This is a genomic window from Telluribacter sp. (assembly GCF_035998675.1).
In the GTDB taxonomy this organism is placed as follows: domain Bacteria; phylum Bacteroidota; class Bacteroidia; order Cytophagales; family Spirosomataceae; genus Telluribacter.
The window spans coordinates 179,562-192,399 of sequence record NZ_DASYHI010000015.1 but is presented as its reverse complement, the minus strand read 5'-3'; the positions used below and the strand labels follow the sequence as shown (position 1 = coordinate 192,399).

The 12,838-nt window shown below is 50.1% G+C and carries 9 protein-coding genes and 1 pseudogene; 1 reads left to right on the top strand and 9 read right to left on the bottom strand.

Translation table 11 applies throughout. The annotated features are described in order from the left end of the window. The first annotated feature begins 118 nt into the window (after positions 1-118). The gene (locus VGN67_RS08470) at positions 119-1,237 is read left to right on the top strand and encodes an XdhC family protein (protein WP_327486370.1); all 1,119 of its coding nucleotides are present in this window, start codon (positions 119-121) and stop codon (positions 1,235-1,237) included. A gap of 101 nt (positions 1,238-1,338) precedes the next feature. Here VGN67_RS08470 and VGN67_RS08465 read toward each other — a convergent pair whose 3' ends face one another. The 9 genes and pseudogenes from VGN67_RS08465 to VGN67_RS08430 form a co-directional block, all read right to left on the bottom strand. Continuing rightward, entirely contained in the window at positions 1,339-2,502 is a 1,164-nt protein-coding gene (locus VGN67_RS08465) for a cysteine desulfurase family protein (RefSeq protein WP_327486369.1), read from the bottom strand. A gap of 59 nt (positions 2,503-2,561) precedes the next feature. After that, positions 2,562-5,792: a type I restriction endonuclease subunit R gene (locus VGN67_RS08460; RefSeq protein WP_327486368.1), complete on the bottom strand. Its 3,231-nt coding sequence runs from the start codon at positions 5,790-5,792 to the stop codon at positions 2,562-2,564. Between the two features lie 197 nt (positions 5,793-5,989). Further along, entirely contained in the window at positions 5,990-6,961 is a 972-nt protein-coding gene (gene kwaB / locus VGN67_RS08455; RefSeq protein WP_327486367.1) for an anti-phage protein KwaB, read from the bottom strand. A gap of 2 nt (positions 6,962-6,963) precedes the next feature. After that, positions 6,964-7,524 (bottom strand): anti-phage protein KwaA, encoded by a 561-nt coding sequence (kwaA, locus tag VGN67_RS24515; RefSeq protein WP_414717299.1) that lies wholly within the window; start codon positions 7,522-7,524, stop codon positions 6,964-6,966. Between the two features lie 4 nt (positions 7,525-7,528). After that, positions 7,529-8,722 (bottom strand): restriction endonuclease subunit S, encoded by a 1,194-nt coding sequence (locus tag VGN67_RS08450; RefSeq protein ID WP_327486366.1) that lies wholly within the window; start codon positions 8,720-8,722, stop codon positions 7,529-7,531. Position 8,723: 1 nt separating this feature from the next. Then, on the bottom strand, positions 8,724-9,512 hold the full coding sequence (locus VGN67_RS08445; protein WP_327486365.1) for a DUF1828 domain-containing protein: 789 nt from the start codon (positions 9,510-9,512) through the stop codon (positions 8,724-8,726). Further along, positions 9,509-10,033: a DUF6978 family protein gene (locus VGN67_RS08440; protein WP_327486364.1), complete on the bottom strand. Its 525-nt coding sequence runs from the start codon at positions 10,031-10,033 to the stop codon at positions 9,509-9,511. The genes VGN67_RS08445 and VGN67_RS08440 overlap by 4 nt, the downstream gene beginning before the upstream one ends. Before the next feature lie 90 nt (positions 10,034-10,123). Continuing rightward, positions 10,124-11,643, bottom strand: a pseudogene (locus tag VGN67_RS08435) (type I restriction-modification system subunit M). Positions 11,644-11,814: 171 nt separating this feature from the next. Further along, positions 11,815-12,756, bottom strand: a complete 942-nt coding sequence (locus VGN67_RS08430) for a sugar phosphate isomerase/epimerase (RefSeq protein ID WP_327486363.1) — start codon at positions 12,754-12,756, stop codon at positions 11,815-11,817. Positions 12,757-12,838: the final 82 nt, after the last annotated feature.

Sequence of the window (12,838 nt, the reverse complement as noted above, 5' to 3'; positions counted from 1 at the left end):
GCCTTGATTTCATCATGGAAAAAGAGTATCTGCTAATTATTCAAGCGAAGCAGATGGAACAATCCAGGGCTTTGTTCTAATTTAGCAGAGAGTACTTTACTCTTATCCACAGGTACCTATGAAAGAAATCAGAAATATCTGGAATGCCTACGAGAAGATAGACTTCACCCGGCAGCAGGCCGCCCTGGCTACCGTGGTGCGGGTAGAAGGCTCGTCGTACCGGCGTACGGGTGCCCGGATGCTCGTCATGGACAACGGCGACTGGATTGGGGGCATCAGCGGAGGCTGCCTGGAAGGCGACGCCCTTAAAAAGGCCCGCCTGACCATGGCGCAGAAAAAAGCTACCATTATTACGTACGATACCACCGACGACGATCCCTATCAGATTGGCGTGGGCCTGGGCTGTAATGGCATTATTGACGTACTGCTAACGCCCCTGGACCCGAACGATAATCAGAACCCGGTGCGGCTACTAAGCCACTACCTCGACCAGCGCCGCCCCGACGTACTGGTAACGGTGGTGGAGGCACCTATCTACTCCGACCTCCTTACCCTGAGCCAGGCCTACCGCTACTTCAATGATGCTTACTTCCGGGCTACCTTTCCCATGGAAGCCGTGGCTGAACACGATATTGTGCAGGATATTGAGGAATGCCTGAAGGAGGAAAAGTCGGCTACAAAGACCTACGTACTGCGGGACGGCGAGCGGGTTAGTTTTTTCTTTGAGGTCATCCTGCCGCCGGTGCATCTGGTGGCGATGGGAGGCAACTACGATTTATACCCCATGGTGCGCCTGGCGAAGGAAACGGGCTGGAAGGTATCCGTGGTGTGTAATATGGCAAAAGTACATCGTTCGCTTTTTGAAATGGCCGACGCGGTCATTCCCAAAGAGGGAGGCGAGATACCCGTAGACCCCTACACAGCCGTTATCCTGATGGCCCACGACTACGAAACGGACTACCGGTACCTGCGCCGGATGTTGGATACCGAAGTACCCTATATAGGAATGCTGGGCCCCCGTAAGCGGACCAATAAAATGCTGACCAGGGCGCTGGAAGAGAATAGTCCGATTACTGACCTGGACATGGAGCGGGTATACAGTCCGGTGGGGCTGGATATCGGGGCCAATACGCCCGAAGAAATTGCTATCTCGGTCATTGCTGAAATCAGAGCGCACTTTGCGGGGCGGAGCGGTTCGTCGCTGCGCTTGCGGGAAAAGCCGATTTACGAGGAGTAAGTACCTGGTCAGGGCCCCGGAGGGGCCACACCTCAGTAGAAGCAGCAGTTAACTAGAAAAAGAGCTCCGTGGGAGCGACACGTCATTCAACCATAAGCTACCTATCTAATCTCTATTCCCTGCCGCATACGCGTTACTACTTCCTGAACATGGGCTATCGCTGCTGCTATATGGTCTTCGCTGGTAAACCGGCCGAGGCTGAAGCGGATGGAGGCATAGGCCAGATCGTCGGGTACGCCCAGGGCTTTGAGTACGTAGGAAGGCTCCACCGAGGCCGAGGTACAGGCCGAACCGCTGGATACGGCAATGCGGTTAAAATTCATGAGCAGCTGCTCACCGTCTACCCCTCCGAACGAAATATTGGTCACCTGTGGGAGGCGGTTCTCCCGGTTGCCGTTGACCTGGGTTTTTTTTATAGTACCTAAGATACTATTTTCCAGCTGGTCGCGCAGATTGGCTAAACGGGCCGCTTCGGCGGGTAGTTCAGCACTAGCCAGTTCACACGCTTTACCCAGCCCTACAATACCCGGTACGTTGAGGGTACCCGAGCGCAGGCCCCGCTCGTGACGCCCGCCGTCTAACTGCGCCGTAAGTTTCACGCCTTTTCGTACATACAGCGCACCCGCTCCTTTGGGTCCGTACAACTTGTGGGCCGACAGACTCAACAGGTCAATGTGGTCTTTATCGACATCAACAAGTACCTTGCCCACGGCTTGCGTAGCATCGGTATGGAATAGGACATCCCGATCCCGGCAGACCTTACCTATTTCGGCAATGGGTTGAATAACCCCAATCTCATTATTAGCGTACATCACCGACACCAGTACCGTATCCGGTCGAAGTACTTCGGCTACCTGCTTCACGGTAATCAGGCCATCGGCGGCCGGTAGCAGGTAAGTTACTTCGGCACCCCAACCTTCCAGGTGCTGAAAAGAATCCAGTACCGCTTTATGCTCGGTGGCTACCGTTACGAAGTGACTGCCCCGGTGGCTATTGGCTTCGTAGGTACCTTTAATAGCGAGGTTATTAGATTCCGTGGCGCCGCTGGTAAAGGCGATTTCTTTCTCACTAGCCCCTATGGTACCTGCTACCTGCCGCCGGGCAAGGGCTACGGCTTCCTCGGCTTCCCAGCCGTAGAGGTGGGTGCGGCTGGCGGCATTGCCAAACTGCTCCGTAAACCACGGCAACATGTACTCCAGTACCCGCGGGTCCACGGGGGTGGTTGCATTGTAGTCGAGGTAGATAGGGCGGGGGGGGGGGGGCATGTTGCGCTGCTAAATGGTGGCTATGGTAGTAACAGGAAAAGCCGACAAAGGATTTCTGATTAGAGCACACTCACTTCCCAATCAGCTGTAATTGCGGCCTGTTTCAGCACGGTATCAATGGCCCTTTGTTGCTTGTCGGGGGGGTACCCATATTTGTTCAGTATTCTTCGCACCACCACCATGATCTTAGCCCGGGCACTTTCGCGGATTGTCCAATCAATGGTAGCGTTGGCTTTAATCTTTTGGGCTACTTCCACGGCAATACTCCGAAGCAGGTCGTCGCCGAGTACTTCCCGGGCGCTGTCATTCTCAGCCAAAGCGTCATAGAAAGCCCATTCGTCGTCAGTAAGTCCATTGCCCCGGTTGCTTAATTCTCTTGTTTTCTTGGCTACTTCATCAATCAGAAATTGTATAATTTCTGCTGTGGTCAGCAGGTTATTCTGGTACCTTCGGATTGATCCTTCCAGCATTTCCAGCAGGGCCTTGCTTTGCACCAAGTTGGTTTTGGAGCGTAATTTGATCTCGTCCATCAGTATCTTTTTCAGAAGTTCCAAGGCCAGGTTTTGCCGCTTCATTCCTTTGATTTCCATCAGGAATTCTTCCGACAAAATTGACAGTTCGGGCTTCTCAATTCCTGCCGCATCGAATATATCAACTACCTCGTCGGATACCAGCGCCTGATCTACAATCTGCCGGATGGTTGTTTCCATTTCCTGGTTGGTTTTGCCGCCGCCTGTTCCTCCGGTAAACTTGTTCAAGCGGGCACTGATAGCCTGATGAAAGGCAACTTCGTCTTTAATAGCCATGGCCTGCTCGTGCGGAACCGACAAGGCAAAGGCCTGACCTAGCAGCGTAACTTCTTTGATGAAGCGATTCTTTCCATCTTCGAGTCCCAGAATATGCTCTTCAGCCTGTAAAATAATGGACAGTTTTTCTTGGGAAGAAGCAGTAAAAAACCGGCGGAAGTTGAATCCTATACCAATATCTGAACCAAAGTAGGCAGTGGGTACTTCCGCCGCAAGACTAAGGTATGCCTTGCTCTGTTCCAGATACAATTGCCGCACTATTTCCAGCTTTTCCAGCATGGCTTCTACGGCTCGCTCTTGTGTATCGGCAGGATCGCCCTTTCCGCCGGCGTCGGAGTAGAAAGCCAGGGCTTTTTTGAGGTCGGTAGCAATGCCCAGGTAGTCTACCACCAGTCCGCCGGGCTTATCGCCAAATACCCGGTTTACCCGCGCAATAGCCTGCATCAGACTATGCCCTCGCATGAGTTTGTCCACGTATAGCGTATGCAGGCAGGGGGCGTCGAAGCCCGTTAACCACATGTCGCGTACTATTACCAGTTGTAGCGGATCATTCGGATCTTTCACGCGCTCCGCCAGGTACTTTCGTTCCGTTTTGGTAGTGTGCAGTTTGGCCATTTCGGGACCATCCGAACTGGCAGCGGTCATAATGACCTTGATGCTGCCCTTACTCAGCTCATCACTATGCCAGTCTGGCCTGAGAGTTATAATTTCATTATAGAGTTCTACAGCGATTCGTCGGCTCATGGCTACGATCATGCCTTTGCCTTTGCTGGCTGTCTGTCGCTTTTCAAAGTGCTCTAACATGTCGCGGGCTACGTTGCCAACCCTTTTCGGATCACCTACGATGGCTTCCAACTGCGTCCAGCGGGCTTTGGCTTTGCGAGCTTCCGATAGTTCCTCGTCTTCTTCCAGCTCCTTATCCAGCGCCTCAATCAGCTGCTTGCCTTCTTCCGAAATATTGACCTTGGCCAGGCGACTTTCGTAATAAATACGTACTGTGGCTCCATCTTCAATGGCCTGTGAGATATCATATATATCTACATACTGTCCAAATACAGCCGGGGTGTTAACATCTGTGCTTTCTACGGGCGTACCCGTAAAGCCAATGTAGGTTGCGTTAGGCAGGGCGTCACGCATGTACTTGGCAAAACCGTAGGCAATGCGGGTACCAATTACTTCCCGTGTTTCCCGGTCGAGTACGTCTTTGGTCTGGGCTTCGAAGCCGTATTGAGTACGGTGGGCCTCGTCGGCAATGACCACTATATTCTGCCGGTCTGAGAGGGTATCGTATACGGTTTTGCCTTCGCCGGGCGAAAACTTCTGGATGGTGGCGAACACAATACCTCCGCTGGCGACGCGCAGCAACTCTTTCAGGTGCTCGCGGCTATCGGCTTGTACGGGCTCCTGCCGAAGCAGTTGCCGACAGCCCGCAAAAGTTTCGAAAAGCTGGTCGTCGAGGTCGTTGCGGTCAGTGATGACCAGTACCGTGGGGTTATGGAGCTGCTGCACGAGCTTACCCGCGTAGAAGGCCATCGACAAAGACTTGCCGCTGCCCTGCGTGTGCCAGATTACCCCGCCCTTGCGGCTGCCGCCTTCGCCCGAGGCCCGCAGGGTACTTTCTACGGCCTTATTGACAGCATAGTACTGGTGGTAGGCTGCCAGCTTTTTTACGGTTTGTACCTGTATCAGCCCGGTGGCAGGGTCTTCTTTCTTTGATTTTTCAAATACGACAAAATTCTGCACCAGATCCAGTAACGTTTCCGGCTTGAGCATGCCCCGCAGCAGGATTTCAAGCTGAGGCTTATACCGCGAAGCTTCGCGCTGGCCGTCGGCCGACTTCCAGGCCATAAAGCGGCTCATACCCGCCGATATACTACCGGCTTTGGCTTCCAGACCGTCCGAAATAACGCAGAGGACGTTATAGGTAAACAGCTCCGGAATCACCGCCTGGTAAGTTTTCAATTGTTGGTAAGCCTTCCCGAGTGTGGCATTGGCGTCGGTGGCGTTTTTTAGTTCTATCACCACCAGCGGAATGCCGTTTACAAACAACAGCACATCGGGGCGTTTGGTGTGGCCGTTGCCGCTGCGCGTTACAATGGAGAATTGATTGACGACCAGAAAATCATTGTCCCGAGGATGCTCAAAGTCCACCAGGGCCACTTCGTAGCTGCGGTCGTAGCCGTTTTCCTGGTAAGGTACCTTTACTTTCTCAACCAGCAGGCGGTGGAAGTATTCATTGTTGGTTAGCAGGTCGGGGGAGGTGATGCGCTGCACTTCGCGCAGCGCCTGCTCGTGGGCAAAGGCGGGTAAGGTAGGGTTGAGCCGCTGAATGGCCGCCCGAAGCCGCCCGACCAGTAGTACCTCAGCGTAGCCGCTGCGCTCGGGCTGCTCCCCCTCCGGACCAATGCGGAGGCCGTCGGCGTAATGGTAGCCCAGCACCTGTAGCTCCTGGATGGTGTAGTACTCAATGTCGGCTTCGTGCATGAGTGGAAATGAATATCTAATTTTTTATCTCGTTCAGGGATTCAGTGGGTTTTTCCGGGGCTACTTTACGTGTAAAGGCAGGCTGTGGGCAAAACTGATAAGCAAGAACTTACAAACAACCGGCCTAAGCTACTATGTCAAAAAAAGAGTAATGATAACTGCTCCTATAACTCTTAACGAGTGGAATCGCTCTACGGTTATTCAATTTTTTCTACGGGTAATTGTAATTTATTTTCACTTTCGTAGAGTAGATCAGTTAACTCTGATTTTAAATAGCTATCATATAATAGTTTAATAAACAAATCCTTGGAGATTTTGGAATGAAATTTAATTTTATCCAATGTATCATTAAACTTAATTTTATTTTTCAAAGCAGGGTGGTTTTCTATAAACTCTCTTAATTTTGAAAATTCAATTCCTAGTACAGGGGTATCTGGTCGAATCTTTACGAACTTCTTTGCGTACTTCTTATCACTGATTAAATCCTCTAACTCATTTATATTTTCAACTATATTCGCTTTTTGTATTATTTCAAATTTTGTCCTTGCAGCTTTAATTAAGATGCCTAGGTAACCCATATCAGTTTCTAAGTATTTTGTATTCATCACGAGTACATGGTTTTCGACTAGCATAAAATCAAATTTTTCGTTTACTTTCAAAATATCGCTTTTGACCTTGACTAGCTCGCTTTTATCGCTTAAAATAGATGTGACTAATGCTATAACAGAACTGTCTCTTTTTATTAAGTTAATGTTGTTATAGTTCTTTTTATATATTGCAATATTTTGTGTTTCGTTTCCGATCAAAAATGCGAAAGCCTCAATGTCTGCAAAACTATTTGCATTGAATTCGAATTCTTGCTGTTCCTCAGCACTTGATACTACATTTAATGGTTGTAAACCAGGAAGTGGATCTGGTAAATCATAGTAACATATAGTATTTTTTGTGTCATTGTATTCAGTTAGGTTGCAATAATGTAAATCGTTAGATTCATTAGTTCTCTCACTTAGATAATTAAGAAATTTTTCTTTTAGATCTCCCCTAGTTTCCTCTTCGAGATTTGCAAACCTTATTTCGCCACTGTTCAATATCATGTACATGGAAAGGCTAATTGCATTGCCAGAATCATACAAAAAGCTGATTTTCTCGCGGAGTTCTTGAATAGTCATGATTAATCTAGTTTAGCAAAATATAGGTTCTGATCTATTTTTCTAATCAATATGTTATTGTTAATATCTAAATTGCTTTTAGTTACTACAATTATTTCAGGAGTCTTTTCGGTATCTATTTTGTAGACATGAAAGCCAAGGATAGATAATGTAGGGTTAGTGTAGAATAAGTTTGTCTTTATATATATCCAACCAATTAAGATTAAGATGAGAATTAGCATTGGGAGACTTCTGTCCTTGTCCATATCAAGGCAAGCTAACGGGATAATATATGTGGCTAGAAAGGATAAGGTTTCAGAGCTTTGATTTTCAATCTTTATAATCTTTTTTGGCAGCAAGGAAGCACCTCTTGTAATATTTCTATTGAAGTCAAAATAAAACATTGCTCCTAGAATCATAAAAGTTAAGGCAAATATGGGTATTGGGTTCCTGATTAAAATATTTTTGATGCCAATAAACTCAAATTCGAAACAAAAACAAATTGGTATATCTACTTTCGAAACAAAAAGTAGTAAAAAAAGAAACCACAATGAAATGATGTATAGTTGTAACTTTCTAAACATACAATTACATCTCCACCCGCACCTCCCCGCTCATGAGTTTCGGCAATAAAGTGTCGCGAAGCTGGGTTAGGGTACGGACTTGTAAATGATTAGATTTCATTTTCTTTAAAGTTGATTCAATATAAGAATTGAATCTTTCAACTACTTCCTTAGGGGGGATAAACATTTCAAAATTAGCTAAACTTGATACGTCAGCTCTTTGACGACCACTGGAACCCACCATTCCACCTATTGCATAGCTCCTGAAATCCTCATTTCGGGCGAGGAGATAACTAAAGTAGGGGTGAATCGGCTCTTTAGCCCTCATTACTATAAATTCGGTTGACCCCCAGCCAACCTGATTTTTATCTAAAAAATCAACGTAAGCAGTTTTTCCATTTTCAAGACAAGGTGTAATCCGTGCAAAAAGAGTATCGCCATTGATAAACTTTGTGCCGGAGGTAAACTCCCTGTCATACCAACTGTGAGGATGGTACACTTCACTGCTTACATTACTCATTTCAAGATATGGGGCTGTGGTCCCCTTACTTAATGTCCTCTTAGGGTTGAAATCAACTAAATCTCCAAGTACTCCAACCTCCCAACTATCCTCCGCCGTATCCACGGAGGCCTCCTCCACGAACCACTGCCTGAACAGTATTTCGGCCAGGGCTTCCAGCGTTTTATTCTGCCGGTGCAGCAGGTCTATCTTTTCATCCAGATTACTAAGTACCGTAGCAATGGCGGTTTGCTCGGGGAGTGGGGGGAGCCTAATAATAAATTCCTTAGCATCAGGTACTCGAATGTGTTCAACAACCGATCCCATAGCGGCGGCCAAAATTTGTTCCTGAAGAAATGAAGTTAAAAAAGAATAATATAAAAATAATGGATTAGAGATACTCTTATTAGCACGATACATCATTGTTCTTTGTCCAAGGAATAGATTATCGTCCGTCCGGATTAATCCAATCTCTCCTACAGGAGCTTCACGAGTAAGTACAATGTCTCCCTTCTGGGGCTTGGCTCTTCTAACCCAGTTTTTATACGTGTCTTCTGTAACATATCTTACATCATAAATGTCAATTTTTCCACTTTTAACGTTAGTGGTTCTAATCATTTTATAAGGGGTTGTATAATCGACCGTCGGTGCTGTTCGATTGACACAGTCTACGATTAAATCACATACATCCTTTAACTTATATTCCTTCCATTCACTCATATTAAGCGGCTTCTTGTAATTTGATAATGTTGTGCTCCTGGTGGCGCTGGCTCCACAGGATGTACTCGGCACCCTGGCTCTGGATGGCATCGAGGAGTTCGCCCTTAATTTCGTGGTCCTGGTCGTTGATGACAGCCAGGCCTACTACCCGTTTTTCGCTCTGCTTTTCGCGTACCTTCCGGATGTCGTCCCAGGTAAAGAGGAAGTGGGGCAGGTTGAGCTTGTTCAGGAAGTTAAAGGATTTGACCACAATTTCTGTCTGACGGTAGGCAATCTGGAAGTCAAAGGTAAACTCCAGCCCGGTGCTCCCTTTGGCTATAAAGTGCGGGGTATAGATGATATCCTGCTCCTCGAGGTACTCCCGCACGTCCTCGCGGAAGACGGAGGCCACAGTATGCTTCGCCAGGTAGTACAGGTCGTTGGTTTCGGAAATGGCGGCGAGCAGGTTCAGCTTTTTCTGCGGGAAGTTCTGCTCCGTGGCTTCGGTACAAAGCTCATTGTTTTGCACCCTCACGCCGTAGTTCAGTAATATCTGATCCAGGAGCTCACGGCGGCGGGCTGACCGCGAAAGCTGTACCCCGTTCAGCTCCAGGTTGCGGAGCGTCTCGCCGTCGTCCGACAGCAGCACGTGCCCGTTCTGTTTTTTTGCGTAAATCTCAATGGCATCGTTAAAAGCCCCCAGGAAGGGGGTACTTATGGCTACCCACCCGCTGTGCGGGTCCTCACGGAGGACGGTCTTCTCGCGCAGGAAGTGGTAGTAGTTGTCTATATATTCATTTATCCAGCTCATACAAACAGGTGGGATTGCGTAATGACGGTAATTTCTGTACGTACTGCAACTACCATACAAAACGCCTGAAATGCTGCTGTAATATCGGTAAAATCTCTGATATTTTTGGTAGGAAAGGGGTCCAATTCCAGCGGAACAGCCCAGGCCAGCGGCGGGTAGCCATCAACCACGTAATGAATGTGGCCGGGAGAGTCGTCAAGCCAGCATCCGGCGTAGGGCCTAAATAGTTCAGGTACATCTGCGTTGGCTATTTCCGGGTTTTTATGCCTGCCGTTGAAGTCAACGCGCAGGAGCCCGTAGTGAGTGGAATTTTCCTGAAAATGGAGAGTAAACTTTATGCCCTGTTTGGCACTTTGCCAGACATCCAGGAAGAAGGAGAAGCCTTCCTCCTCGTCGGAAAGGGGGTACCTTGCTACGAAAGGAAAGGAAGGTGATAGTACCTTGTGGTCCAGAAGTTCGTTGTTTTCTACTAGTTTTTTGGGCAGCTGTATTAGGTACCTGGCTTGATCTTCAGAAATCATACGTGTGCGTTGTAGAATAACAGATAGAGAATAGGGGGTATAGGTAAGCTACTGGAAAGGCTACGCAGCGCGTAGCCTTTCCAAAGGCGGTCAGAGACTCAGGCTTTCGGCGGCCTCGGGTAGCTGAATTGTCGCGAGGCTGGCTTCGATGCGCCGGTTGAGTTCGGCTTCCGCCCGTAGCTGCGCTTCCAGCTCCTGCCGGAGCGTGGTAAAGCGTTCGGCAAAGTTGAAGTCGTCTTCCTCGTCGGCTAGCCCCACGTAGCGGCCGGGCGTAAGTACGTAGTTGAGGTCAGCTACCTCCTGAATAGAGGCCGATTTGCAGAAGCCCTGCACGTCGGCGTAGTCGCCCTCGCCAGTGCGCCAGTTGTGGTAGACGCGGGCTATCTTCTGGATGTCGTCCGGGCTCAGTTCGCGGTTTTTACGACTAACCAGGTGGCCTTCGTGGCGGGCGTCGATGAACAGTATTTCGCCCCGGCGGTGGGTTTTGTGCCGCCGCACAAACCACAGGCAAGCGGGAATCTGCGTATTGAGGAACAGTTTGGTAGGCAGGTTAACGATGCAGTCAATAAGGTCGGCTTCGATGAGCGCCCTGCGTATATCGCCCTCGCCGGAGGTATTGGTGGTGAGGGAGCCTTTGGACAGCACAAAACCCGCCCGGCCGGTGGGGGCCAGGTGGTACAGGAAGTGCTGAATCCAGGCGTAGTTGGCGTTGCCGGGCGGGGGCACCAGTTTCTGGCCCAGTATGCTCCAGCGGGCGTCGTCGCGGAGGAGCTCGCCGCTCCAGTCGGAGTCGTTGAAGGGCGGGTTAGCGATGATGTAGTCGGCTTTAAGGTCTTTGTGGGCGTCGTTGAGGAAGGAACCCTCGTTGTTCCAGCGTACGTTGCTGCTGTCAATGCCCCGGATGGCAGGTTCATCTTGGCCAGCCGCCAGGTGGTTTGGTTGCTTTCCTGCCCGTAGATGGATATACGATCGGCGGGGTTGAGCGATAGCCCGCCGGAGTTCTGGCGGTAGTGGTCCTGGTGGGCGTTGATGAACTTGGTACTCTGCACAAACATACCCCCGCTGCCGCAGCAAGGGTCAAACACGCGGCCTTCGTAGGGTTCGAGCATTTCGACGAGGAGTTGCACCACGCTGGCGGGCGTGTAAAACTGGCCGCCTTTTTTGCCTTCAGCCAGAGCAAACTCGCCCAGGAAGTACTCGAACACCCGGCCAAGCAAGTCTTTGCTCTGGGCTTCACGGGTACCCAGGGTAGCGGTTCCAACGAGGTCCACGAGGCCGCCGAGGCTTTGCTTGTCCAGTTTTTCCTGAGCGTAGGCCTTAGGAAGTACGCCGCGCAGAGAGGGGTTATCTTTCTCGATGGCATCCATGGCATCGTCCAGGTCCTTACCAATGGTGGGTAGCTTGGCGCGCCCCTGTAGCCATGTCCATCGGGCCGAGGGCGGAACGTAAAAGACCTTTTCGGCCAGGTACTCATTGCGGTCTTCGGGGTCAGCTCCTTCAAATTCGCCTTTGCCCGCGGCTAGTTGTTTGTAAAGCTCCTCGAAGGCATCCGAAATGTACTTGAGGAAAATCAGGCCCAGTACCACGTGCTTGTACTCGGCGGCATCCATGTTTTTGCGCAGCTTATCGGCGGCTTTCCATAACTTCTTTTCAAGCGCTTCTTCCTGTTCTTCCTTTTTCGCTTTGGCCATGGTGGATAGTTGAGGGGTAGTATACGAATCAGTAATCAGGAGGTCAAGGTAGCATTTTTTAAGAAATGTAGCTACGCCCCTAACCTAAATCTACCCCAGCAGTACCGAAAAAACCTCCCGGGCATAAGCAAGGCTTTGACGGGAGGCTTCTACGGCCTGCATGGTGTTAGGGGAAGGCTTCTCGATGCACTGTTCCAGTACCAGGTGCGGCCGCACGCCCATCGCTTTCAACTCCCGGGCGAGGCGGCGGTAATCAATGTCGCCTTCGCCCATCGCCTCCGACCACACGCCCCCGACCGATTGCCGGAGGTGCAGCTCCGTAATGCGCTTGCCGTAGAGTTTTAGTACATCGAATACGGCGATTTGCGAATCTCCGGAACCACGGTACACCCAATGTACATCCATACAGAATGTAACGTTGCGTGGGTCGGTAGCCAGCAGCATGTGGTGAAACTCCCGCGCCCCGGCCCGCAGCTCCACGTCGTGGGTGTGGTAGGCGAGGGTAACGCCCCGCTTGCGTAGTTCGGCTCCCAGGCGGTCCAGGTTTTTAGCCTGTTCGGCGAGTTCCTGATCATTTTTGTTTTCCGCGCTTCCCCATTTGATGGGACTGGGGTTGGTGACCAGAATTTTAGTACCTAGTGGTCGGGTGGCTTCGGCAATTGCAAGTACTGAATCAATGGAGCTTTGAGCTTCATCGGCCTTGTGTAGCACACTGTTCACGTAGGCGGAAGGTACCTGCAGGCCGTGCTTTTTCACCAGGGGGACCAGCTTCTTTACCTCTTCGGCATTGTTAAAGCTGGGCTCATAGGCAGCAAAACCTGATTTTATAAAGTCGGCCAGGGAGGCATCCAGGTCGGCGGCCCAGCTGCGGCCTTCGCGGTTGTAAAACGTAAACCAGGTATACTGGTTGCAGGAAATGGGTAGGGCCTCGCCACGCCGGGCGGCTGAGGTACCCTGGGCTGATAGTAGCTGCGGGGCCAGCAGGGTAGCGCCGGTAAGGGTACTTAGGAAGTGGCGGCGGTCAGTAGTCATGATCAAAAACAGTCGGTTCTAAGTCAGTAAGATACAATTGCTATCATTTCTACTGACTTTCCGGCAGCAGGTCCGCACCAAA